Genomic DNA, 23,645 nt, shown 5'->3' with positions numbered 1-23,645 from the left:
GAGGAACGTTGAATGATTTGGAAAAAAATAACGGTCGCAATCCCAAATGATTTCGATCCTGAGATTATATCTGATGTTTTCATGCGCGTTGGTGCAAACGGAACGGAAATGGTTGACGATGAAGATAAAACTGTCAAAACAAAGATTAATTCTTATTTTGACGAAAATAATTACAATGAAGAACTTTTAAATAATTTAAAAGTTCAATTGAAACAATTACCAGGATATGGTTTTGATATTACTGGTGTTGAGGTATCAATTAGTGAATTGGATGATAGCAGTTGGGAAAACGAATGGAAACAATATTATCATCCTGTAAAAATCAGTCGTTACTTGACGGTCGTACCTAATTGGGTTGATTACAAGCCTAAATATCAGGATGAACATATTATTGTTATGGACCCAGGAAAATCCTTTGGGACTGGAACTCATCCAACTACCTATTCATGTATGCAAGCTCTAGAATTGATTCTAGGAGATGCTAATTCACTTTATGATGTTGGTACTGGTTCGGGAATATTATCGATTCAAGCCCGTCTTTTAGGTGTTAAAGATATCAAGGCATATGATCTTGATCCAGAAGCAGTTAGAGCAGCTAAAGAAAATATTCAATTGAACCCTGGTTGCGAGGATATTGAAGTTTTTGAAAATTCTTTGCTTGATGGTGTTAACGGTAAAGTAGATGTGATTGTCGCCAATATGTTGGCTGACGTGATCCAACAATTTATTCCGGATATTGACAATTATTTGAATAAAAATGGATTCGTTGTTTTGTCAGGAATTATTAATGAAAAAGAAGCTTTGATCACCGATCAGATGGCAGAACAGGGTTTTGTAGTTTTAGAAGCCTTTCATCTAAAAGGTTGGTCAACTTTAATTTGTAGAAGAAAAGAAGAGTTTGAGGCAGAAGATGGAGCAATACTTCGTTAATCAAAAAATAGAAAACGATAAATTTGTAATTGATGATGCAGAAACCTTTCGTCATGTAGCTAAGGTTTTGCGTCATAAGACAGGCGATGTGATCTACTTGGTAGACGTTTCAGAAAAATTGTATGCGGCTACGATTGAAAAAGTTGATTTGAATCAACAAAAAATTATTGTTCGAGTTGAGTTATCAGATATTCCTAGTACGGAATTGCCGGTTGATGTCACAATTGCTTGTTCATTATCTAAAAAAGACAAGATTGAATGGATTACTCAAAAATCCACTGAATTAGGTGCTAAAAGGATTATTTTCTTTAATTCCAAATATTCAATTATGAATTGGAAGAAAAATGTTGTTGAAAAAAAGTTAGTGCGTTTGCAAGAAATTGCTAAAAATGCGGCTCAACAATCAAAAAGGCGGATAATTCCTGAAGTGCTCTATTTGGATAGTCTAAAAAAACTATCCGATCACAAGGCTTCAACTAACTTGATTGCATATGAAGAATCGGCTAAACAAGGTGAAATCAGTCTTCTAGCTCAGACATTAAATCAGCAACCTGAATCTGTTTTATGTGCATTTGGACCTGAAGGTGGTTTTGCACCAGATGAGGTAGATTTCTTGAATCAGGCTGACTTTTTGTCAGTTGGCTTGGGGCCAAGAATTATGCGGGCAGAAACAGCACCCATGTACTTCCTATCAGTGCTATCATATAAATACGAACTAACTGTAAAATGAGGAACGAATCGTGAAAAATATTTGGAAAAAAGTTGAAAAATCAAAAACAACTTACATTGCTTTGATTTCAATCGTTTTAGTTTTTATAATGCCAATTTTGTTTAATCTCTTTCATTTAGGAAGAACTAATCGAATTATCTGGCTATTCTTTGTTATTAATGTTTTCTTTGCAGGCTTCATTGGTTGGTTCTCGAGAAAATATGCTTTGTCGTTTTATAATTTAGTTATATTTCCAGTGATTTTTGTTATTAGTGTTTTCGTCAAATATGGACGTTACGGTTACTTTTTGGCTGGAATATACTTAGTTTTGAGTATTTTGATATATTTCTTATTTGAGAGACAAAACTAATTGAAATTTAGCGATAAAATAATCATAATGATATGTAAAAATAAAAAGCACTCATTGAGTGCTTTTTATTGTAACGGGGTGAATATTCTATGAAAAAAAATAAAGATTATACGCCAGAGGAAGTTTTGGAAATCTGTCGAAGTTATATGAATGAAGAACATGTTGAATTTGTCAATAAGGCTTATAACTTTGCAGCTTATGTACATAAGGAACAAAAACGCGCTACTGGTGAACCATATATTATTCACCCAACTCAAGTAGCCCAGATTTTGGCTTCATTACGTATGGATCCATATACTGTGGCCGCAGGGTATTTACACGATGTGGTTGAAGATACCAACGTTACCTTAGGGGATGTTAGAGAATTATTTGGCGATCAAGTAGCGACAATTGTTGATGGCGTGACTAAAATCAGCAAATATAAATATCGTTCTCATCAAGAATTGTTGGCTGAAAACCATCGTAAAATGCTTTTGGCTACGGCTAAGGATTTGCGTGTCATTATGGTCAAACTGGCAGATCGTTTACATAATATGAGAACTCTAAAAGCACTTCGCCCTGATAAACAACGTCGAATTGCCAATGAAACATTGGAAATTTATGCACCTTTGGCTGATCGTTTAGGTATTAGTAAGATTAAATGGGAACTAGAGGATCTTTCGTTACATTATATTAATCCTCAACAATACTATCGCATCGTTCATTTGATGAATAGTAAGCGTGACCAACGTGAAGCTTATATTGCTGAAGCAATTGATTATATCAAAAAAAATGTTGATGCTTTGGGAATTAAGTATGATATCTATGGACGTCCTAAGCATATTTATTCTATTTATAAGAAGATGCGTGATAAGCATAAGCAATTTTCTGAGTTATATGATTTGTTGGCTATTCGGATTGTTGTCGATTCAGTTAAAGATTGTTATGCAGTCCTAGGCTCAATTCATTCTAAGTGGAAGCCAATTCCAGGACGCTTTAAGGATTATATTGCTGTACCTAAGGCTAATGGTTATCAATCACTACATACGACTATTATCGGTCCTGGTGGTCAACCACTAGAAGTTCAGATCAGAACTTTTGAAATGCATCAAGTTGCTGAATATGGTGTTGCTGCTCACTGGGCATACAAGGAAGGTAACTTTGAAGGTGTTCATCTGGACGATGATGAACAAAAGATCGATGTTTTCCGTGAAATTCTTGAATTGCAAGAGAACTCTGACAATGCTTCTGATTTTATGAAGTCAGTTAAGGGTGAGATCTTTAATGACCGCGTCTATGTATTTACACCGGAAGGTGAAGTTATTGAGCTACCAAAGGGTGCAGTTACTTTGGACTTTGCTTATCAAGTACATACTGAAGTTGGAAATCATTCTATTGGTGCTAAGATCAATGGCAGAATGGTCCCACTAAATTATCAATTGAAGAATGGCGACATTGTTGAAATGTTGACTAACTCTAGTTCTGAACCAAGTCGAGATTGGGTCAATGTTGTTTATACTGCTCGGGCTAGAAATAAGATCAAACGTTATTTCCGAACTAAAGATCGTGAAGAGAATATTGTTCTGGGACGAGAATCACTTGAAAACGAATTGAAAAATCGTTCACTTTCAAGTAAAAAGTATCTTGATAAGAAACATTTGGAATTAGCCATGAAGATTTTTAATTATACTGAGCCCGATGAACTTTTCAATGCAGTTGGCTATGGTGAACTTTCACCGATTAATGTGGTTCATAAATTATTGAGTGAAGATCCTGATCGTAAAAAAGAAGCTGAGAAAAAAGAGCTTGAAGAACAGGTTATTACTGATACCGATGATAAAGCTACTCAACCTCAAACAGAAAGTCCAAAACTCAAAAAGGAACGTAATAATGCCAATACAAGTATTTCAGTTCAAGGAATTGATAACTTATTGATTCGTTTGGCTAAATGCTGTAATCCAATTCCAGGAGATAAGATTGTTGGTTATATTACTAAAGGACGTGGTTTGACGATTCATCGAGCTGATTGCCCTAATGTTCAGAGTGAAGAAGCCCAGAAACGTTTCATCGAGGTTAGCTGGGATAACGTTACTAAAGAAAAACGCTATACAGCTGAACTTGATGTTTATGCTTTCAACCGTAATGGTTTAATTAATGAAGTATTACAGGTTATCAATTCAAATACTAATACGCTTAATAATGTTATTGGTCGTCTTGATAAAGAGAAGATGGCAATTATTCATGTAAGTATTGGTGTTAATAATAAGGAACATTTGGATAGTATCATTTCTAAATTAAAGAATATCCCAAATGTCTATGAAATTAAGAGGACGGTAGCGTAGATGAAAGTTGTAATTCAACGAGTATCTACTGCGAAGGTTACTGTAGACGACAAAACCCTTGGTCAAATTGATCAAGGATTTTGTTTATTGGTAGCTTTTAGTGATGCAGATACAGAAGAAACACTTGAATATATCGCACGGAAAATAGCAAATATGAGGGTATTTTCCGATGCTGATGATAAAATGAACTTGTCAATCAAGGATGTCGGTGGTCAAATTCTATCTATCTCGCAATTTACATTGTATGCTGATACAAAACATGGCAATCGACCTAGTTTTACTGGAGCTGGTAATTTTGAAGCTTCTAGCAAAAAATACGATCACTTCAATGATTTGTTAAGAGGATACAATTTAACTGTCGAAACTGGTGAATTTGGTGCTGACATGCAAGTGTCATTAACTAATGATGGACCAGTAACTATTTTAATGGAGAGATAAAAATGAAAAGTATTGTTTGGGACTTTGATGATACTATTGCCAATAGTTATCCGGGGATTGTCTCAGCTACACAAAGGTCTCTACGGGAGAATTTTGACATTAGTCTGTCAAAGGATACAATTTTTAAAGAATCAAAGAAAACATCAGTTAGAAAATTTGTAACTGATTTGTTAAAAGATCAAGAGGATCCAAAACAAGCAGTGAAGATCTTTTACACTACTTATTTTAGATATGAGAAAGAATATCACGATAAAATTACTTTAATACCGCATATCAAAAATGCTTTGGATTATTGTGATAAAAAACATTGTATGCAATTTATTGTGACTCATCGAGATCAATCAATATATGATTTGGCTAGTTCACTAGGAATTGAACATTACTTCAAAGAAATTATCAGTGTGGCTGATGGTTTCAAGAGAAAACCCAATTCTGAGATGCTGGATTATTTGATGAATAAATATGATCTCAAAAAAGAAGATCTTTGGGTAATTGGTGATCGTCAAATTGATGTTGAGTTCGGTAGAAGTGTTGGTGCACGCACAGTTCTTTTGAATGCGGAGACTATTGATTTTGATTATGATCACAAGATAAGTGATCTCTTAGAAATTGAAAAATTAATATAATGGATAAAAATATGGAAAACAAACTTGAAAAATTAACTTACGATCAAATTGTGGCAATTCATTTAGCAATTGACGAGAATGATGAGATTACTTTTAGTGAGAAAAGACTTCAAAGTAATGTTGAATTTCTAGATCAATTCGATAATTTGAATCTTTATTTGACACATTTGTTCTGTACGATCATCTGTGATGGTATTTTTGAAAAATATAATACACAAACAGCGATTGCTGCTATGGATTTCTTTTTGAGACGTAATGGTTATTGTTTGAACTTGGAAAATACAACTGAAAGAGAAACGATTCTTGGTTTGGTAAAAACTATCAAAGAGAGCCGTGAATTGAAAAAAACTGAATTGAATTATATTCAATCACGTTTAGCAGATTGTGTTCATCCGTACAGTGGATAGCTGGGTTGTTGAAGGATGCCGTCCTCCGCAACAAAGAAAATAGGGCTGGAACGTAGTGGGCACGACTTGGAGCCTCTTGGCTTTGCTAACAGTCTTCAAGTTCGGCCTTTTTCTAAGTGACTTCGCCACTAAGAAAAATTTCACTACTGAGCCCATTTTCTTTGTTGCTCCGGACTGGTGTTTTACTTTAATAAGTAACTATTAGTATAAAAAAAGAAAGACAGCATTCATTAAGAAATTTCGGGTATGTTTGTACCTGAATCTCTTAATGAATGTTGTCCTTTTTTTGATTTGAGAATTTAAACTTTTTTTCGATTACGAGTATGTAGAATAAAAATTTACATACTGCAAGTTTAGTTAGTAATATTAGAAATAAAAAACTAGTCGGTAGTAAAAACTCTGTGGACCCTCAGTGGTGAAATTATTCTTAGTGGGGAACCCACTTAGAATAAGGCCAAGCTTGAAGACAATGTGGTCTTCATTGGCTCCAAGTTGTGCCCACCACGTTCCAGTGGTCCACAGAGATTTTACGGACGACGGCATATTTTAATAAACTCAGTTAATTAAGCAAGAATCTAAAGATAGATTTATTTGTAATTTAATTTATAGATTCCACAGTAGGGGATGCTGGTTCGCATATCCATTTTTAACATTCTTCGGATAACTTGACCGTGAGTAATTACACCTATGCAATCGTAGGTGTCTTTATACTTATCTAAAACAGATTCAACACGAGAGATAATTTGGCTAGATGTTTCATAATCCATCTTGGAATTATGAGTGTCATGCAAATAGTCTTTAAAAGCGGCATTGACTTGTGGCAGTCCTGTGAGTTTACGACCGGTCAGATCTGGACGCCATTCATGTAGTAATAGTTCAACTTGAGTGGGAATGTTAGGGTGTTGTTTGATTATTTCCAGAGCTGTTTCCATGGTTCTGGTATATGGTGAGATCAGAAGTAGTTGAATTTGTTGAAAAATAGGATCGTGGGCGGCTTTTTGAGCAATTTTAATCCCATTGGGTGTTAAACGGGTTAAGTCTCTACCATAACCAACATAGCCGGATTGATCGACTTGAGTAAAATCTGGTTCTGAATGACGTATTAAATAGACTTTCATGGACGAATACCTCCAAGATAATAGAAAAAATAGCTTACTTTTTAATTTGGTAAATATATTTGTCATTTTTTCAGGTGTTTTTGGACAGCCCTTTTAATCCACTCGATCAATAGTTCGGAAAATCCGCCTATAGTGTAGGAAGATCAATATGTGACGTGTTCAGTATTACTTGCAACTATGTTCATGCTTAACATCTGAGTAAAATATTCACGAAACTTGAAGAGAATTAAGTATTCCATGTTTCCAGTAATTATTTGCTTTAGAATTTCTTGTTCATCATAAAAAAATTGAAAGAAGTATAGTGCAAGGCTGTGTTGATCCGTTGTATTATACTTTTTTTATGATCCTTAAAAAGCTGTTGATATTGTAAATCGAAGACCGACTCAATAATCTGTTCTTTAGACGAAAAGTGTTAATAGTAAAATTGTCGAGAAACTGAAGCATTAGACATAAACTCGATATTTTGATGTTTTCTAGTTCTGTATCTTGTGCCAATTTTAACAATTCTTTGAATAAAACGATTGTGTTTTGACTTGTAATGGTGTCTTCAGTGCAAATATTATTCATTACAAATACTCCGTTTCTGTTACTAATAGGTTTTATCGAATTGATAACAATAATATACTCCTTCTTAAATTAAAAGGAGTTGGAAAAATGACTGAGCAAACAAGAATGGCAAATAAAAAAGATGATTATTTAAAATTAAATTTAACGAAGGACGTTGAGCCTTGGGAAGATGGATTGAGAACAAATATTAAAGAATTGAATTATGAATGGTGGTATTTTGATGCTCATTTAAGTGATGGGTCAGATCTCGTGGTGACCTTTTATGACAAATCAATGCTAAGAATATTGTACCTTTTTGTTGATCAGATACAGGTTATATACTGTTTGGAGATAATGATGAATACAATTTTCTTGGTTACCTTCAATCCCACGTGGAGAAGCGAATATTGAGTTGACGATCGGAAATAAAACTGAAAAATTAACTGGTATTTGTTATCACGACCACAATTGGGGCAATATTCAAATGATGAAACTAATAAATCATTGGTATTGGGGACGTGCCAATATTGATGATTACACGGTTATTTCAGGTTATATTACGGCTGAAAAAGAATACGATCATATGAATTTTCCGATTTTTATGGTCGCAAAAGGGGACAAAATATTAGTAGATAATCCTAAGTATCTCAAGTTTGAAGAAAAAGACGCTTTTATTGAACCTAAGACGGGGAAACCAGTTCCTAAAGTAATGATTTACGATTATAACGATGGCAAGAATCACATTAAGGCGACTTATTTACATGAGAAAACAATTCTTAATTCTCAGATGATTGAAATCTTGCCACCAATAAAAAGAATTGCGGCTAAGTTATCAGGATTTGATGGTGCCTATTTAAGATTCAGTGGAGCAGTTAAGCCTGAGGTGTTTAATCAAGATGGAACAATAGCGAAAACCCATACCAACAATGCAATTTGGGAAGAAATATATTTTGGTAAAACAATTAAGTAAGTTTTCCCTCCTCAACCGGGATAAAAGTCATCTTGAATAAATTTTTTTATTGAGATATATTAGTTGTCCAAGCTTTTGATACTAGGAGGGAAAAATGGAAAATTACATTGAAGTTATTGGTGCCAAGAACAACAATTTACAGAATGTATCACTAAAGGTTCCCAAGCATCAGATTACAGTTTTTACTGGTCTATCAGGATCAGGAAAGTCATCATTAGTATTTGATACGATTGCGGCCGAATCACAGCGCTTATTGAATGAAACCTATTCTGCCTTTGTGCAGCGGATGTTGCCTAGCTATGAAGCACCACAGGTCGAGCAGATTAACAACTTACCGGTTTCAATCGTGGTTGATCAAAAGAAGATTGGCGGTAATGCTCGTTCAACAGTGGGAACGATAACGGAAATTTATACAGGTCTAAGATTATTGTATTCACGAATTGCGCAACCTTTTATTGGCTACTCAATGGTCTACTCGTTCAATAATCCAGCTGGAATGTGTCCAACTTGTCAGGGATTAGGGCAAACTAAACAAGTGATAGTTGATCGTTTACTGGATTTTGACAAGTCGCTTAATGAAGGTGCAATTAAGTTTCCGACTTTTCAACCAGGCGGTTTCCGTTGGTTACGTTATACGGAAACTGGTAATTTTGATAATGATAAGAAGTTACGAGATTTTACGCCACAGGAACTAAACTTATTATTATACGACCAAGGTAGTCAACCAAAGAATCCTACGGATAAGTGGCCTAAGACATCAGAATATATTGGGATCGTTGAACGAATTAAAAAGACCATTTTGGAAAAAGGTGGTCTACATTATCAAAAAGCATTGAATGATATTTTTGATAATCAAGTATGTCCAGATTGCCATGGTACGCGTGTAAATGATTTAATTCGATCGGCCAAGATTAATGGTAAGTCGATTGCTGATTGTGCTGAAACGCCAATCGATGAATTGATTGAATTTTTACAACAAATTAATGGTAATCAAGAAATTAGTTTAGTTTTACAAAACTTACTGACTCGCTTGAATAGTCTTAAAACAGTTGGATTGGAATATTTAACACTGAGTCGTTCGACAACCACTTTGTCAGGTGGTGAGTCACAACGTATCAAAATGACAAAACATTTGAATAGTGCTTTATCAGATGTTTTATATATTTTTGATGAACCAAGCGTGGGTTTGCATCCAGAAGATTTGATTGGTATTAATAAAATATTTACCAAGTTACGAGATAAAGGTAATACGGTTCTGTTGATTGATCACGATCCAGACGTCATAAAAATTGCTGATCACGTGGTTGAGATGGGTGAATTTGCAGGTAAACGTGGTGGTAAGATAACTTTTGAAGGGACTTATCAGGAACTGTTAAATTCAGATACCCTAACTGGGAGAGCCTTGACTAAAAAACAAAGCTTGAATGAACAAAGAAAGCCGTTTTCTGAATTTTATACGTTAGATGATGTTTCAAAATATAATGTTCAACATGCGTCAGTCAAACTACCAAAGCATGCATTAACGGTAATCAGCGGTGTAGCTGGTTCAGGAAAGAGTACCTTGATTCGAGAATTGTTTACGAAGAAATATCCGGAAACAGTTATCTTTGATCAGAGTGCTATTAAAGGTAGTAATCGCTCTAATATTTTAACTTATTTAGGTATTTTTGATGATGTCCGAAAAGTCTTTGCGAAAGCGTCAGGTGAAAGTGTTTCTTTGTTCAGTTTCAATGGACAAGGTGCTTGCTCTGAATGTGGAGGGAAAGGTTACATTAAATTTGATTTGGCATATATGGGGGATGTTAAGCAAGACTGTGAGAAATGTCATGGTAAAAAATATAATGATAAAGCTTTGAGCTTTAAGTGGAGAAATCTAACAATTGCTGATATTCTTCAACTAACAGCTGAAGAAGCCATTCCCTTATTTGGTAAGAAGATTAGTTTTAGATTGCAAAATTTGGTATCAGCTAATCTAAGTTATTTGAATCTTGGTCAAAGTTTGGACACACTTTCGGGTGGAGAACTGCAACGTTTGAAGATTGCCAAGAGTTTAGCTGAAACCGATCAAAGTGATTTGATTATTTTAGATGAACCAAGTACTGGTTTACATGAATCAGATGTTGAGGAGCTATTAGAGCTATTTAAAAAATTGCTGTCTGAACAAAAGACACTGCTAGTTTTGGAACATAATTTGTCGATTATTTCAAAAGCCCAGTGGATTGTAGATCTTGGTCCGAAAGGTGGCCGTTACGGTGGTCGAGTGATTTTTCAAGGTTATCCTATTGACTTATTGAAGCATACAGAATCTTTTACGGCGCAACATTTGCAGCAATTTCTTAACTAAATATCAAAAAAGTACGGTAGAAATTTGAAGTGCAACACAAAAGTTAGACAAAATAGAATATTTTGGGGTCTAAGTCAAATCGTGTTGGTAGGGCCTTTTACTAAGAATCATGCCTTAATTGGTATGGTTCTTTTTCTTTATGCCCTTATAAGTTGAATACGCATAAAGAAATGCATCTGATTCTTAAATCCAAAACAACCACGTTTTAATGCCTTGATTTTTCGATTGATTCCTTCAAGGGGACCATTTGAATAACTGTATTTACTGCTGCTTAGAACGTATGATAAATTTTTCTTCAGAGTGTTCATGGCAACGTCCGTAGGACTGCCATTTCTTTTGTAATGCGTTATAGCTTCGCTTAACGCATTGATATCATTATTTCTTATAGCTTCTAAAACCGATTGATAAGCGTTATAGCTATGTCTGAAATCATCACTTTGATTCAGTCCTAAGTCAACGATATTCTGTTGTGTAGAATATTCTCCTAAACCTCTGTAATACTTAGAATCAGTGGCATTTAACGATGATTCTTGCATGTGGAATATCTTCCATTCAGATTTTAGTACCTTATATTCTCTAGAGAAGTGATTCAATCCAGAAGTAGCGAGAAGTCAGGCTTTGTCTAGGGCACGACTTACAAGCTGTATTATGTGGAACCTATCTACAATGATTTCAGCGTTTGGAAACAAACGGTGAACGATAGTTTGATATTGAGCATTTAAATCAAGCGTTATTGTTCTTACTAGCTGTCTTTCTTGCTTAGAGTATTGGTTTAGGAAGAACTCAGTAATAGACCTATTCAAACGGTTGGACAGTTCAATAATTGAGGACTGTGGGATAAAGTTGTTGTGTGGCAGTTATTACACAGGAATCTTTGTCTTTTGAGATTTAGTCTTATGGCTTTGCCATTTAGACTCAATAGAAAATGCTTAGTAAATTTAAAACCATACCTGATCATATTAAAACCACAATTTGGGCAATTACATGGAGCGTAAGTTAGCTTCGCTCTTACTTCAAAACAGTGATTCTGTTCGATACAATCGATTATTTTGATATTAGTATCTGTTATATTAAGTAGCTTTAGGATAAAATAACCTTGGGACATAATAAAACCTCTTTATATTTTTTGATTTTCGTTTGGTGGCAAAAATCGTGGTTATAAAGGATATTATAGATGTCCTTTTTTGATTGGTATAAAAAAATCATGTCAATAGAATTAATCTACCAACACGATAAAGTTTAGACCCATATTTTTAAGCTGCTAGGGCATGACTCCTGTATTCACACGGAGTCATGCCGTTTGTTTTTGTTGAAATTCGTCGATTGTTAAACCAATCGACGTACTCTTTTGATAATTTCTTGAGATCATCAATATCTTTACAAGGTGGAAATCCATTAAGACATTCTGTTTTAAAAAGATGGAAGAAACTCTCGATTGGAGCGTTGTCGAGACAATTACCTTTGCGAGACATGCTCTGTATAAATTTATTATCAGAAAGCTTTTCAGTGTAGTAACTTAGTTGATAGTGCCAGCCTTGATCCGAATGAAATATAGGTTCTGTTCCCTCTGGAATAGTGGATATAAGTTCATTAAGTGTATCTACAATCAAATCGCTGTTAGGACTATCCTTTATTTGAAATGCTAGAACTTCTTTACTCGCTTCGTCTGTAATCGCAGAAATATATGCCCATTTTCTATTCGCTAAACGAATCTGTGTAACATCTGTATGTAATACAATTAGAGGTTTGTTTTCTTTAAAGTCTTGATGCAGGATATTATCCGCAACTTTTCCAACATGACCTTTAAATGATGAATATTTTCCATTTCTATGACGATTATAAAGGCTAACTTGAACATTCAAATCACTCATTAGTCGGCGTACTACTTCGTCCGCTATGGATGCCTAATTTAACTAACTCCTTTTGTACGCGACGGAACCGTAGGTTAAACGTCCGCGACATTTACCTTTTTCAATAATCTTGAGTATTTCCTTTTTAATATTTTCATACTTATCTACATGATTCTTAATTCGTTTACGTTCGTCATGATAGGTAGCCTTCTTAAGGCCAATAGCTTTAAGGATGGCACCAATTTTATATCTTTCATTCTTAGGAAGTTCTTCTTGTTCAGCCCTGATCTGATCTACTATTTGTGTTTTTTCTCGTCCTTTAAGGATCCGAACAGGGTCATTGATTTTTTTAGGATGTCATTTTCCAGTTTCGTATCATATAGTTCTTGATTCTTCTTTGCAAGTTCTTTCACGGAGACGTTCAACCTCGCTTTGATTTACTAATTTACGAAGTTGCTTTTTATTACGTTTCATTTTGGGCTTTCTACCTTTCGTATGAGACTTTAGAGCTTCAATACCATACCGATTGAAGGTAGTTCTCCAAAGGCTTATTTGACAAGAATTAACATCAAATCTTGCGGCTACTTCGGCTAAAGTTTCATCATGAGTTTGATAGTAGTTTATCACATCTATTTTGAATTCAGTCTTAAACGAACGCCTAGTTTTTTCCGTTTAAGCGAGTCTACGCCGCTTAAACGAAATTTTTGAATCCAAATACTGACCTGTCTTTTGGGTAAACCATGCTTTCTTGCCAAAGAATTCATACTGATCCCTCCAGCAAGATATTCACTGACGATTTCAGCTTTTAATTTTGAACTATATTTAACCATACAAAAAGTGCTCCATAACTATTAGATTTCTTGTCTAACAATTATGGAGCACTTCAATTCCTATCGTGTTTTTATTTAAAGTATTCTTTTAAGCCATTAGTTACGTCTTTGGCAATTTGTTCTTTATAAGTATTGGAATTGATATATTTATAATCAGCCTTAGAGTTAATATAACCTAACTCAATTAATACTGATGGTTGACTGTTGTAGTGCAAAACATATAGATCTTTTTGAGCTGTTCCACGACTACCAATGGATAAACCTTTCAGTTGACTGTTCAAGTCATCGGCTAATTCTCCATCTTTATTCTTATTATAATAGTAGGTTGTAACACCGGAACCAGCGTCTGCTTGAGCACTAGAATCAAAGTGAAGACTAATAAAGGCATCAGCTTGAATTTTACTTGAAAGACGAGCACGATCACCAAGTGACTTACTATTGTCGCCAGATCTTGTCATAACAACGCGAGCACCAGTTTGTTCTAGTTGTTGCTTGATAGCTTTAGCATAGGCAAGGGTAAAATTCTTTTCGTAAGTACTCTTATTTGATTCAGCACCGGAATCATCACCACCGTGACCAGGATCAAGTACAATTGTAGCTTCAGAAATATTAGTGGAAGCTGACTTAACAGCACTCTTAGTTCCAGAGATTGTAACGACCCAACTGGCGACGTAGCCAACTGATCCATCAGAATCACGAACTTTATACCATTTGCCATCTTTACTCAAGTAATCAAATTGTTTACCGACCTTAACAGTTTTTACAACTCGGCCGCTTTGATCAGGTTCAATTCTTAATTTGGTATTGGGTTGGGTAACAGTAACTTTCTTAATATCATCGTCTGAGGTTGTATCGGAACTATTGGATGAGCCAGAAGTTTCTTGAGTACCTTGAATGAAGTTAGATTTGACCCAGCCGGCAGTACCATTGTAAAGGATTTGAGTCCAGTCTTGTTCCTGATACATAATCGTAACTTTTTGTGACTGTTCGATTGTACCCAAGACATTGCTACTAGCATCGGCGTTTTTGAAGACGGTCGTATTAGGAACCTTAACGATTCCAACTTTATTGGTTGCCGAACTTACATCAGTATTGTCGATCAACCAGCTGGCGATCCAGCCAATTTTATCTCCGGACAATCTTACTTGATACCATTTGTTTTTTTCGGCGAGGATGGCTAGTTTGTCACCCTTTTTTACTTGACCCATATTAGCGTAGGCTAATCCTGGACCAACACGAACATTGACAGAATCAGATTGGACGACAACAGCATTGGCACTTGCTAAGGCCACTGTTGACCAACTTGATAAGGCAAGTAATAACAAAATAGCAACAAGAATCCGGTTCTTCATAAAAAATTTAATGAATTTTTTCATTTAACTGATTCCTTTGTTGTCTAGTTACTGACATTTCTATAAGTATATATTACTGAATAATGTAGAAAACTGAAAGAATAGATTGTAATTTTCTTGAGAAAACTTGACTTTTTCGGTAATTTTGGATAGTTTATAAATATATTCCTAATCAAATAGGGGCGTTTTACAGAGAATCTGGTGAGCTGAGAACAGATAACGTTTGTTTGTGTGACTTTTTAATCGTCCGGCAGGCGTTAACTGCAGCAAAAAAACTAGGTGGTACCGTGCAGAATGCACCCTTGTCTTATTTAGACAAGGGTGTTTTTTATTTAAGGAGGATTTTATGCGTTATCAAAAACCAAAAGGGACAATGGACATTTTGCCTGGAGATTCAGAAAAATGGCAATATGTAGAATCCATTGCACAAGATACTTTCAACAAGTATCGTTTTTCTGAAATAAGAACACCAATATTTGAATCATACGAGGTCTTTGAAAGATCTTCAGGTGATACATCTGATATTGTTTCAAAGGAAATGTATGATTTTCATGATAAAGGTGATCGTCATATTGCGTTAAGACCCGAAGGAACAGCTGGAGTTGTTCGTGCATATGTTGAAAATAAACTTTATGGACCAGAACATATCAAACCTTATAAGGTTTGGTATAAGGGACCAATGTTTAGATATGAACGTCCTCAATCAGGTCGTCAACGTCAATTCCATCAAATTGGTGTTGAAGCCTTTGGATCAGATTCTCCTGAATTAGATGCTGAAATTATTTCAGTTGGTTTGGAATTCTTGAATCGTTTAGGTATCAAGAACTTGAAAGTTGCTTTAAATTCATTGGGTGATCCCGAATCACGTGCAGCATATCACCAAGCTTTGGTTGATTACTTCACACCATTCAAGGATCAATTAAGTGATGACTCTAAGATTCGTTTGGAAAAGAATCCTTTGAGAATTCTTGATAGTAAAGATGCCAATGATAAAAAAATCGTTGCCAATGCACCTTCAATTTTGGATTATTTGAACGAAGCTTCTGCTAAACGTTTTGAATATTTAAAAGCCTTGTTGGATGGTCTTGATGTCAATTATGTCGTTGATCCAACTATGGTTCGTGGTCTTGATTATTATAACCATACTATTTTTGAATTTATGGTAACTGATCCAGCGTTTGACAATAAGGAAATTACTGTCTTAGCTGGTGGTCGTTACAATGGCCTAGTTGAAGAACTTGGTGGACCAGAAACACCAGGAATTGGTTTTGGCCTTGGTGTTGAACGTTTGATGTTGTTGCTTAAAGACGAAGATATTCCAAGTCAAAATGATTTGGATGTTTACTTAGTAACAATTGGTGAAAAAGCTGAACGTGCTTCAGTTAAAATTCTTTCTAGCTTACGTAGAGCTGGTTTCGTTGCAGATAAAGATTACCTACAAAGAAAAATCAAAGCTCAATTCAAGACAGCCAATAATTTGAATGCTAAATATACTGTAACTATTGGTGATACAGAGTTGGAAAATGATACTGCTAATGTTAAGAACATGGAAACTAGTGAACAAGTTAGTGTATCATTGGAAAACTTGGCCGAAGAATTGAAAAAAATCGAGGGATAAACATGGAAGAAAGAACAGATTATTGTGGCAATATTACTGAAAAGTATGTTGGTCAAAAGGTTTCTTTAGACGGTTGGGTTCAACGACGTCGTGATTTAGGTGGATTGGTTTTCGTCGACCTTAGAGATTATAAAGGAATCGTTCAATTAGTATTTAACACTGATCATCAAGATGTCTTAGATATTGCTGAAACATTGAGATCAGAATACGTTATCAATGTTATTGGTACCGTTAGACTTCGTGGCGAAGGTGCTACAAATGATGAAATGACAACTGGTAAGGTTGAAGTTGTAGTTGAAAAAGTTGAAATTCTTAATAAGTCTTTGACACCACCATTTGAAATCAAAGATGATATTGATTCATCAGAAGAAACAAAATTAAAGTATCGTTATCTTGATTTACGTAGACCTGAAATGCAAAAGGCTATCAGAACTCGTGCACAAATCAAACACTCAGTTAATGAATATCTTTATGACAATGGTTTCATTGATATTGAAACACCAAATCTAACACCATCTACACCAGAAGGTGCTCGTGATTATCTTGTTCCTTCACGTGTTTATCCTGGACGTTTCTTCGCACTTCCACAATCACCACAATTATTTAAACAATTGTTGATGGTCGGTGGATTTGACCGTTACTTCCAATTGGCTCACTGTTTCCGTGATGAAGATCTTCGTGGAGATCGTCAACCAGAATTTACTCAAATTGATATTGAAACTTCATTCATGAACAAAAAAGAAATTCAAACTGTTACTGAAGGACTTATTGCCCGTGTTATGAAGGATGAAAAGGGAATTGAAGTTAAAACTCCATTCCCAAGAATCGACTGGGACGACGCTATGGACCGTTATGGTTCAGATAAACCAGATGTTCGTTTCGGTATGGAATTACAAAACTTGAATGATGTTTTGAAAGATACTGAATTCAAGGTCTTCAAGAATACTATTGATGATGGTGGTCAAGTTAAGGCTATTGTTGTTAAGAATGCTGCTGATAAGTATTCGCGTAAGAATATTGAAAGCTATCAAGAATACATCAAACGTTTTGGTGCCAAGGGTCTTGCTTGGTTCAAATATAACGATGATGATATGACTGGTGGTGTATCTAAGTTCATTAAAGACCATAAGGATGCTCTTGTTGCCTGTTTAGGTCTTGAAAATAATGACTTAGTACTATTTGTTGCTGATAAGAAGAAAGTCGTTGCTGACGCTTTAGGTTACTTGAGAAAGGCAATTGCTAAGGAACAACACTTATATGATCCTAATGAATTTGCCTTTATCTGGGTTGTTAACTGGCCATTGTTTGAATACGATGAAGGAATCCAAAGATGGACTGCTGCCCATCATCCATTCACAATGCCTAATGAAGAAGATGTTCACTATCTAAATGACGGTGAAGATCCTCACAAGGCTTATGCTCAAAGTTACGATATTGTCTTGAACGGTTATGAACTTGGTGGTGGATCAATCCGTATTCATGATTACAAGATTCAAGAAAAAATGCTTAAAGCTTTGAACTTTACTAAAGAAAAAGCATATGAACAGTTCGGTTTCTTACTAGATGCTTTGCAATATGGTTGTCCTCCACATGGTGGTTTGGCTATTGGTTTGGATAGATTTGCAATGTTGCTTTCAGGTAAGGATAATATCCGTGACGTGATTGCTTTCCCTAAGAATTCAAATGCTACAGAACCAATGACACATGCACCACTTGAGGTTGCTAAACAACAATTAGACGATTTAGGAATTGAAGTTAGTAAAAAAGATTAAATAATAAGGATCCTGATGGCTATCAAAAGTCGTTAGGGTCCTTCTTTTTTATGTAAAATAATTGATGATCTTATAATTAGTGAATTGGGAGATGGATTTATTTAAAATTAGAATTACATTAAAGAATAATTTAAATTGTGAGCAATTTAACATCGGAGATGATTGTGACTCTAAGTTTATGAGCAGAGTGGTGGAATTAATATTCAGAAAGTTTATACTAAAACATATAAATCGAGAAGGAGTGATTTTATGTCAAATGATTACAAAAAGGATTTAACCAATCTAACTAATGAAGAGTATGAAGTAACTCAACATGCTGCCACAGAACGTCCTTTTAGTGGAGAATATGATAATTTCTACAAAAAGGGTATCTATGTTGATATTGCTAGTGGAGAACCACTATTTTCTTCTGCTAAAAAGTTCGATGCTGGTTGCGGTTGGCCTTCATTTAGTGAACCAATTGCTAAATTAAAAGAAAAACGTGATACACGTTTGAGCCGTGAAAGAACTGAAGTTAGAAGTGGGGATGCTGATTCGCATTTGGGTCATGTCTTTACTGATGGTCCTGAAGAATTAGGCGGTTTAAGATATTGCATTAATTCAGCTGCTTTAAAATTCATTCCTTATGAAGAAATGGATGAAAAAGGATACTCAGACTATAAAAAATATGTTGAAGATGGAGATGCCGAATAAATGAAAAAAGAAACTGCCATTTTTGCTGGAGGCTGTTTTTGGTGCATGGTGAAGCCTTTCGACGAACAACCAGGAATTATTTCAGTTGTTTCAGGTTACTGTGGAGGACACGTTGCAAATCCTACTTACGAACAAGTATGTACTGAAACAACAGGTCATGCTGAATCAGTTGAAATAACTTATGATGCTGATATTGTTTCATATAAGCAACTAGTTGAATTATATTGGCAAATAGCTGATCCAACTGATGCTATGGGACAATTTCAAGATCGTGGCGATAGTTATCGTCCAATTATTTTTTACGCCAACGATGAGCAAAAGAAAATCGCTGAGACTTCTAAAAAGGAGCTAGCTGATTCAGGTATTTTTGATAAACCAATCGTTACTCAAATCCAAAAAGCAACGACCTTCTATCCAGCCGAAGACTACCATCAGGACTTCTATAAGAAGAACCCGCTTCGTTTTGAAATGGAAGAAAGCGGCGGACGTGCCGAATTTATTAAAAAACACCGGAAATAATCTGAAAATACTTCTATTTGTGCTAATATGTTTAGGTAACTTAAGACAATTAGGAGAAGTTTTAACATGGGTGAATTAGATAAGCTGATTGAAAGACATCAGTACTTATCCAAAGTTTCAGTAGCATTTTTATATTCAATTGCAGTATCAGTTGCGGTTAACATGTTTTGGACACCGGGTGGAATTTATGGTTCTGGTGTTACGGGTGCTGCCCAATTGATTTCAACAATCTCGCATCGGTGGTTACCATTTGATATTTCAACTGCTGTGATGTACTTTGCTTTAAATGCACCGCTTTTTGTCTTATCATGGCAAAAAATTGACCATAAATTTACAATCTTTACGGTCATTGCGGTTGCTTTAGCCAGTACAATGATGCATTTGTTGCCACCAGTCAAAATTACTGCTGATCCTTTAGTTTGTGCCATTTTTGGTGCGGTTGCTAATGGGTTCGGTACAGGAATGTCGCTTAGAAATGGTATCTCCACTGGAGGTATTGATATTCTGGGAATTATTTTGCGAAAAAAAACTGGTAAAAGTGTTGGGACAATCAATATTATGTTTAATATTTTCATTGTCGCTTGTGCTGGTTTATTGTTCGGCTGGGTACATGCTTTGTATAGTGCAGTTAGTATCTTCATTAATGGTCAAGTAATTGACATGATTTACAACAAGGATCAAAAATTGCAAGTTATGATTGTTACTTCAAAACCTAAGAATGTTATTACTCAAATTCAAAATGAAATGAGACGTGGTATTACGATTGTGCATGATGCTGAGGGAGCTTATAAGCATGAAGAGAAGACAATTCTTTTCACAGTTATTTCTCGTTCAGAATTGCATGATTTGGAAACAGCAATGTCATTATCTGATCCGCATGCATTTGTGAGTGTTACGGATACGGTCAAGGTAATGGGACGGTTTTACCAAGCTCATATATACTGATTTTTCAAGACGGGGTCTTTTCAGACCTCGTTTTTTTTATTATAATTTTCTAGATAAATAAAGGTCTTGGAGGGGTTTAAATGATAATTGGATCACATGTTGCCATGAAAGCACCAAATATGTTGGCAGGTTCGGCAAAAGAAGCACATAGCTATGATGCCAATGCAATGATGATTTTTACTGGTGCACCGCAGAACACTCGTCGTAAAGACGTTTCGGAGATGAATATTCCTGAAGGACAAAGATTGTTAAAACTATATGGAATTGATCATATAATTGGTCACGCACCATATATCGTTAACCTTGGTAATACAGTTAAGCCCGATAAACTACCGTTTGGAATTTCATTTATGCATGATGAATTTGAGCGTTCAGATGCTTTAGGAATTGAAGCATTGAGTTTTCATCCTGGAGCACATTTAAACAAGGGACCAGAAGTTGCACTCAAACAAATCGGTCAGGCTCTAAATGAAGCGATTGATCCTAGTCAAAAGGTCTCGGTTGCAATTGAAACAATGGCTGGCAAAGGTACAGAAGTAGGAATTACTTTTGAACAAATCGCTGAAATCTTCGATAATTGTCAACAAAATGACAAATTATCAGTTACGATGGATACTTGTCATATGAATGATGCTGGTTATGACGTTAAAAATGATTTTGATGGGGTTTTAAATCAATTTGATCATATAATTGGTTTGGATAAATTATCTGTTATTCATTTGAACGATTCTAAGAATGAAATTGGATCACATAAAGATCGTCATGAAGATATTGGCTTTGGAACAATTGGTTTTGATGCCTTGAGTTACGTTGCCAATCATCCACAATTAGAAAATGTTCCTAAAATTATGGAAACTCCTTATGTTAAAAAAGATGAAAATGACAAAAAAGGTGTAGCACCTTATAAATTAGAAATTGAAATGTTAAGAAATAATCAGTTTGACCCTGATATGAAAGAAAAGTTAATTAAATAAAGTTTGGATATAATTTTTTCAACATAAAAAGTCCAGTGTGACAACCATTTTTTGTGGTCATGACACTGGACTTTTGAATTTCTGTTTTTAGTTAACCTTTTTGATAGCCGTTAAAATTAAGCTTTTCCATAATAATAGCGGCAGTTTCTTCAATAGAACGCTCAGCAACGTTGATTACTGGACAACCTAATTCACTATAAATTTCATTTGAGTAGTCTAATTCTTTCTTGATTTCCTCTTCATCGGAATAAGTTGTATCAGGATCTAGACCATAGGCAATCATTCTTTGACGACGAATTTTAAGTAAAACATTCATATCATTAGTTAATCCAATGATTTTGGCCTTGTCAACGTCCCAAATTTGCTCTGGAAGGTTGGTTGTAGGTCCTAGTGGTAGATTAGCAACCTTAATGTTCTTATTGGCTAGATAGAGAGATAATGGTGTCTTAGAGGTTCTGGAAATACCCAATAGGACTAAATCAGCTTCTAGTAATCCTTTGGGGTTCTGACCATCATCATTAGAGATAGTAAATTCCATGGCCGAGATCATATCAAAGTAATCTTTATCAAGCTCATGGATCAAACCTTTTTTACGAATTGGTTCTTGGTGGGTCATTTGAGAGAAAGTACCAATGATTGGATTGAGAATATCGTAGTAGACGATTCCATTATCTTGGCAAAATTCATTGATGATATTACAAATTTCTTTTGAGACAATTGTGTGCAAAACGACCGCTTTTTTCTCTTTTGCGAGGTTTAAGATATTATTTAGCTGATTATTTTGTTTTATGAATGGATATTTCGTATAAGTGGTATCCATTTCGGGAAATTGGATGAATGCTGCTTTGGCAACTCTTAAAGCGGTTTCACCGACGCCATCGGAAAGAACAAAGACTTCTAATTTTTGTTTCATGATAGATTCCTCCAAAAAAATGTAAAAAAAGATTTGAACATTATCTTCTTTTTGTTATAATAACATATGAACTGCAAGAGCAATAGACAGTTACGTTAGAAATCGGAAGGAGGGATTATCATATGGCAAAAACCGTCGTTCGTGAAAACGAGTCGCTTGATGATGCTCTTCGTCGATTCAAACGTTCCGTTTCAAAGAGTGGTACTCTTCAAGAATATAGAAAACGTGAGTTTTACGAAAAGCCAAGTGTCAAGAGAAAGTTGAAGTCTGAGGCTGCTCGTAAGCGCAACAAGAAACGTCGTTAATAGATAGTTTCAAAAGGTTAAAACATTTATGTTTTAACCTTTTTTTTGTCAAAAAAATTGTTGGTTGTGCTATCATTCAAGGTAATACAGGAGGTTTGTTGTTTATTGACAGAAAAAGTTGAACAAATTAAAAAAAGCATTCAAATCAAGAATCCTCAAAATGCTGTTAACCTTTTTGGTGTTAATGACGGTAATTTGCATTTAATTGAAGAAGGATTAAATGTCGAAATTCATGCATTTGGTGATCGCTTAGATGTGACTGGTGTTGAAGACAATGTTAACAATGCTATAGCACTATTAAATAAATTAATGGAATTGATTCAAACGGGGATCAGTTTAGGCGCTGCTGATATTGTTAGTGGCTTGAAAATGCTTGAACGAGGTACGCTGGATTACTTTGGTGATTTGTATAAAGATGAATTGATCAAAGATTTTAGTGGTAAACCAGTTCGAGTTAGAAATTTTGGTCAGAGACAATATGTTAATGCTATTAACCATAATGATATTACCTTTGGGATTGGACCTGCGGGTACTGGTAAAACATATCTAGCTGTGGTTATGGCTGTGGCTGCTCTAAAGCAAGGCAAGGTTCAAAGGATTGTCTTGACTCGTCCGGCTGTTGAAGCTGGTGAGAGTTTAGGTTTCTTACCAGGTGATTTGAAGGAGAAAGTTGATCCTTATATGCGTCCCATCTATGACGCGTTGTACGCCATTATGGGTTCCGACCATACAAGTCGTCTATTAGAGCGTGGTGTGATTGAGGTGGCACCTCTAGCTTATATGAGAGGTCGTACCTTGGATGAAGCATTTGTTATTTTAGATGAAGCTCAAAATACGACAAGAGAACAAATGAAGATGTTCTTAACTCGTTTGGGATTCGGTTCTAAGATGATCGTTAATGGTGATATTTCTCAGATTGATTTACCAGGACATGCCCGTAGTGGACTGATTCAAGCACAATCGATCTTAAAAAATTTACCACATGTTGAGTTTGTTAACTTTAGTTCAGCTGATGTTGTTAGACACCCAGTTGTGGCTGAGATTATTGATGCTTATGAGGATTCAGATAAAATCGAAAAATAATTATTGGGGATT

General features: G+C 35.2%; 24 protein-coding genes and 1 pseudogene. 18 read left to right on the top strand and 7 right to left on the bottom strand.

Annotation, left to right across the window (positions count from 1 at the left end):
- The first annotated feature begins 12 nt into the window (after positions 1–12).
- From prmA to LAB100_RS01765, 7 genes are all read left to right on the top strand, one after another.
- A complete protein-coding gene (gene prmA, locus LAB100_RS01795) occupies positions 13–930 on the top strand; it encodes a 50S ribosomal protein L11 methyltransferase (RefSeq protein WP_119326228.1) in 918 nt (305 codons plus the stop codon).
- Entirely contained in the window at positions 911–1,660 is a 750-nt protein-coding gene (locus tag LAB100_RS01790; RefSeq protein ID WP_119326229.1) for an RsmE family RNA methyltransferase, read from the top strand. The genes prmA and LAB100_RS01790 overlap by 20 nt, the downstream gene beginning before the upstream one ends.
- 10 nt (positions 1,661–1,670) lie before the next feature.
- The gene (locus LAB100_RS01785) at positions 1,671–2,009 is read left to right on the top strand and encodes a hypothetical protein (RefSeq protein ID WP_119326230.1); all 339 of its coding nucleotides are present in this window, start codon (positions 1,671–1,673) and stop codon (positions 2,007–2,009) included.
- Between the two features lie 89 nt (positions 2,010–2,098).
- Positions 2,099–4,330 (top strand): RelA/SpoT family protein, encoded by a 2,232-nt coding sequence (locus LAB100_RS01780; RefSeq protein ID WP_119326231.1) that lies wholly within the window; start codon positions 2,099–2,101, stop codon positions 4,328–4,330.
- Entirely contained in the window at positions 4,331–4,768 is a 438-nt protein-coding gene (gene dtd, locus LAB100_RS01775) for a D-aminoacyl-tRNA deacylase (RefSeq protein ID WP_119326232.1), read from the top strand.
- 2 nt (positions 4,769–4,770) lie between these two features.
- The gene (locus LAB100_RS01770) at positions 4,771–5,394 is read left to right on the top strand and encodes an HAD-IA family hydrolase (RefSeq protein ID WP_119326233.1); all 624 of its coding nucleotides are present in this window, start codon (positions 4,771–4,773) and stop codon (positions 5,392–5,394) included.
- Between the two features lie 11 nt (positions 5,395–5,405).
- Positions 5,406–5,801: a hypothetical protein gene (locus LAB100_RS01765; RefSeq protein WP_162894185.1), complete on the top strand. Its 396-nt coding sequence runs from the start codon at positions 5,406–5,408 to the stop codon at positions 5,799–5,801.
- Positions 5,802–6,388: 587 nt separating this feature from the next.
- Here the strand turns inward: LAB100_RS01765 and LAB100_RS01760 are convergent.
- Positions 6,389–6,919, bottom strand: a complete 531-nt coding sequence (locus LAB100_RS01760) for a histidine phosphatase family protein (RefSeq protein WP_119326235.1) — start codon at positions 6,917–6,919, stop codon at positions 6,389–6,391.
- 654 nt (positions 6,920–7,573) lie between these two features.
- On the opposite strand from LAB100_RS01760, the gene LAB100_RS01755 reads away from it, so the two are divergent.
- The 3 genes from LAB100_RS01755 (at position 7,574) to LAB100_RS01745 (ending at position 10,779) form a co-directional block, all read left to right on the top strand.
- Entirely contained in the window at positions 7,574–7,876 is a 303-nt protein-coding gene (locus tag LAB100_RS01755) for a hypothetical protein (RefSeq protein ID WP_119326236.1), read from the top strand.
- Between the two features lies 1 nt (position 7,877).
- A complete protein-coding gene (locus tag LAB100_RS01750) occupies positions 7,878–8,435 on the top strand; it encodes a hypothetical protein (RefSeq protein WP_119326237.1) in 558 nt (185 codons plus the stop codon).
- Positions 8,436–8,529: 94 nt separating this feature from the next.
- Positions 8,530–10,779, top strand: coding sequence for an ATP-binding cassette domain-containing protein (locus LAB100_RS01745; RefSeq protein ID WP_119326238.1), 2,250 nt, complete (start codon positions 8,530–8,532; stop codon positions 10,777–10,779).
- 137 nt (positions 10,780–10,916) lie between these two features.
- Here the strand turns inward: LAB100_RS01745 and LAB100_RS01740 are convergent.
- The 5 genes and pseudogenes from LAB100_RS01740 to LAB100_RS01715 all read right to left on the bottom strand — a co-directional run bounded on the left by LAB100_RS01740 (position 10,917) and on the right by LAB100_RS01715 (position 14,835).
- Positions 10,917–11,594 (bottom strand): annotated as a pseudogene (locus LAB100_RS01740) (transposase).
- 438 nt (positions 11,595–12,032) lie between these two features.
- Positions 12,033–12,677 (bottom strand): IS3 family transposase, encoded by a 645-nt coding sequence (locus tag LAB100_RS01725; RefSeq protein WP_428840420.1) that lies wholly within the window; start codon positions 12,675–12,677, stop codon positions 12,033–12,035.
- A gap of 327 nt (positions 12,678–13,004) precedes the next feature.
- Positions 13,005–13,256, bottom strand: coding sequence for a helix-turn-helix domain-containing protein (locus tag LAB100_RS11780; protein WP_246001209.1), 252 nt, complete (start codon positions 13,254–13,256; stop codon positions 13,005–13,007).
- 2 nt (positions 13,257–13,258) lie between these two features.
- A complete protein-coding gene (locus LAB100_RS11775) occupies positions 13,259–13,459 on the bottom strand; it encodes a helix-turn-helix domain-containing protein (RefSeq protein WP_246001206.1) in 201 nt (66 codons plus the stop codon).
- 71 nt (positions 13,460–13,530) lie between these two features.
- On the bottom strand, positions 13,531–14,835 hold the full coding sequence (locus tag LAB100_RS01715) for an N-acetylmuramoyl-L-alanine amidase family protein (protein WP_119326242.1): 1,305 nt from the start codon (positions 14,833–14,835) through the stop codon (positions 13,531–13,533).
- A 322-nt stretch (positions 14,836–15,157) separates the two neighbouring features.
- Between LAB100_RS01715 and hisS the strand changes: the two genes are divergently transcribed.
- The 6 genes from hisS (at position 15,158) to LAB100_RS01685 (ending at position 21,332) form a co-directional block, all read left to right on the top strand.
- Positions 15,158–16,429 carry a histidine--tRNA ligase gene (gene hisS / locus LAB100_RS01710; protein WP_119326243.1) on the top strand — a complete coding sequence of 424 codons (1,272 nt, stop codon included), beginning with the start codon at positions 15,158–15,160 and terminating at the stop codon, positions 16,427–16,429.
- 2 nt (positions 16,430–16,431) lie between these two features.
- Positions 16,432–18,201, top strand: coding sequence for an aspartate--tRNA ligase (aspS, locus tag LAB100_RS01705; RefSeq protein ID WP_119326244.1), 1,770 nt, complete (start codon positions 16,432–16,434; stop codon positions 18,199–18,201).
- A gap of 249 nt (positions 18,202–18,450) precedes the next feature.
- Positions 18,451–18,894 carry a peptide-methionine (R)-S-oxide reductase MsrB gene (gene msrB, locus LAB100_RS01700; protein WP_119326245.1) on the top strand — a complete coding sequence of 148 codons (444 nt, stop codon included), beginning with the start codon at positions 18,451–18,453 and terminating at the stop codon, positions 18,892–18,894.
- Complete coding sequence (gene msrA / locus LAB100_RS01695; RefSeq protein ID WP_119326246.1) at positions 18,895–19,413, top strand: peptide-methionine (S)-S-oxide reductase MsrA; 519 nt, start codon at positions 18,895–18,897, stop codon at positions 19,411–19,413.
- Positions 19,414–19,479: 66 nt separating this feature from the next.
- Positions 19,480–20,358, top strand: coding sequence for a YitT family protein (locus tag LAB100_RS01690; protein ID WP_119326247.1), 879 nt, complete (start codon positions 19,480–19,482; stop codon positions 20,356–20,358).
- Between the two features lie 80 nt (positions 20,359–20,438).
- Complete coding sequence (locus tag LAB100_RS01685; RefSeq protein ID WP_119326248.1) at positions 20,439–21,332, top strand: deoxyribonuclease IV; 894 nt, start codon at positions 20,439–20,441, stop codon at positions 21,330–21,332.
- Between the two features lie 91 nt (positions 21,333–21,423).
- Here the strand turns inward: LAB100_RS01685 and LAB100_RS01680 are convergent, their stop codons facing one another.
- Positions 21,424–22,245 carry a pyruvate, water dikinase regulatory protein gene (locus tag LAB100_RS01680; RefSeq protein WP_119326249.1) on the bottom strand — a complete coding sequence of 274 codons (822 nt, stop codon included), beginning with the start codon at positions 22,243–22,245 and terminating at the stop codon, positions 21,424–21,426.
- Positions 22,246–22,367: 122 nt separating this feature from the next.
- Here LAB100_RS01680 and rpsU point away from each other — a divergent pair, with 122 nt between their 5' ends.
- Positions 22,368–22,550, top strand: coding sequence for a 30S ribosomal protein S21 (gene rpsU, locus LAB100_RS01675; protein WP_010019742.1), 183 nt, complete (start codon positions 22,368–22,370; stop codon positions 22,548–22,550).
- Positions 22,551–22,655: 105 nt separating this feature from the next.
- Positions 22,656–23,633, top strand: a complete 978-nt coding sequence (locus tag LAB100_RS01670) for a PhoH family protein (RefSeq protein ID WP_119326250.1) — start codon at positions 22,656–22,658, stop codon at positions 23,631–23,633.
- The last annotated feature ends 12 nt before the right edge of the window (positions 23,634–23,645 follow it).

It is taken from the genome of Companilactobacillus musae (assembly GCF_003967595.1).
Classification (GTDB): Bacteria; Bacillota; Bacilli; order Lactobacillales; family Lactobacillaceae; genus Companilactobacillus; species Companilactobacillus musae.
The sequence above is the reverse complement of the archived record's forward strand: the minus strand, read 5'-3'. Positions and strand labels throughout refer to the sequence as shown.

What these genes read in the sequence shown, in the direction of transcription:
- LAB100_RS01765 (WP_162894185.1), top strand. Translation starts at nt 5,406, where the DNA reads ATGGAAAACAAACTTGAAAAATTAACTTACGATCAAATTGTGGCAATT.
- hisS (WP_119326243.1), top strand. Translation starts at nt 15,158, where the DNA reads ATGCGTTATCAAAAACCAAAAGGGACAATGGACATTTTGCCTGGAGAT.
- LAB100_RS11775 (WP_246001206.1), bottom strand. Translation starts at nt 13,459, where the DNA reads ATGGTTAAATATAGTTCAAAATTAAAAGCTGAAATCGTCAGTGAATAT.
- prmA (WP_119326228.1), top strand. Translation starts at nt 13, where the DNA reads ATGATTTGGAAAAAAATAACGGTCGCAATCCCAAATGATTTCGATCCT.
- rpsU (WP_010019742.1), top strand. Translation starts at nt 22,368, where the DNA reads ATGGCAAAAACCGTCGTTCGTGAAAACGAGTCGCTTGATGATGCTCTT.
- LAB100_RS01755 (WP_119326236.1), top strand. Translation starts at nt 7,574, where the DNA reads ATGACTGAGCAAACAAGAATGGCAAATAAAAAAGATGATTATTTAAAA.
- aspS (WP_119326244.1), top strand. Translation starts at nt 16,432, where the DNA reads ATGGAAGAAAGAACAGATTATTGTGGCAATATTACTGAAAAGTATGTT.
- LAB100_RS01780 (WP_119326231.1), top strand. Translation starts at nt 2,099, where the DNA reads ATGAAAAAAAATAAAGATTATACGCCAGAGGAAGTTTTGGAAATCTGT.
- LAB100_RS01715 (WP_119326242.1), bottom strand. Translation starts at nt 14,835, where the DNA reads ATGAAAAAATTCATTAAATTTTTTATGAAGAACCGGATTCTTGTTGCT.
- LAB100_RS01680 (WP_119326249.1), bottom strand. Translation starts at nt 22,245, where the DNA reads ATGAAACAAAAATTAGAAGTCTTTGTTCTTTCCGATGGCGTCGGTGAA.
- LAB100_RS01690 (WP_119326247.1), top strand. Translation starts at nt 19,480, where the DNA reads ATGGGTGAATTAGATAAGCTGATTGAAAGACATCAGTACTTATCCAAA.
- LAB100_RS01685 (WP_119326248.1), top strand. Translation starts at nt 20,439, where the DNA reads ATGATAATTGGATCACATGTTGCCATGAAAGCACCAAATATGTTGGCA.
- LAB100_RS01790 (WP_119326229.1), top strand. Translation starts at nt 911, where the DNA reads ATGGAGCAATACTTCGTTAATCAAAAAATAGAAAACGATAAATTTGTA.
- LAB100_RS01770 (WP_119326233.1), top strand. Translation starts at nt 4,771, where the DNA reads ATGAAAAGTATTGTTTGGGACTTTGATGATACTATTGCCAATAGTTAT.
- LAB100_RS01745 (WP_119326238.1), top strand. Translation starts at nt 8,530, where the DNA reads ATGGAAAATTACATTGAAGTTATTGGTGCCAAGAACAACAATTTACAG.
- msrA (WP_119326246.1), top strand. Translation starts at nt 18,895, where the DNA reads ATGAAAAAAGAAACTGCCATTTTTGCTGGAGGCTGTTTTTGGTGCATG.
- msrB (WP_119326245.1), top strand. Translation starts at nt 18,451, where the DNA reads ATGTCAAATGATTACAAAAAGGATTTAACCAATCTAACTAATGAAGAG.
- LAB100_RS01760 (WP_119326235.1), bottom strand. Translation starts at nt 6,919, where the DNA reads ATGAAAGTCTATTTAATACGTCATTCAGAACCAGATTTTACTCAAGTC.
- dtd (WP_119326232.1), top strand. Translation starts at nt 4,331, where the DNA reads ATGAAAGTTGTAATTCAACGAGTATCTACTGCGAAGGTTACTGTAGAC.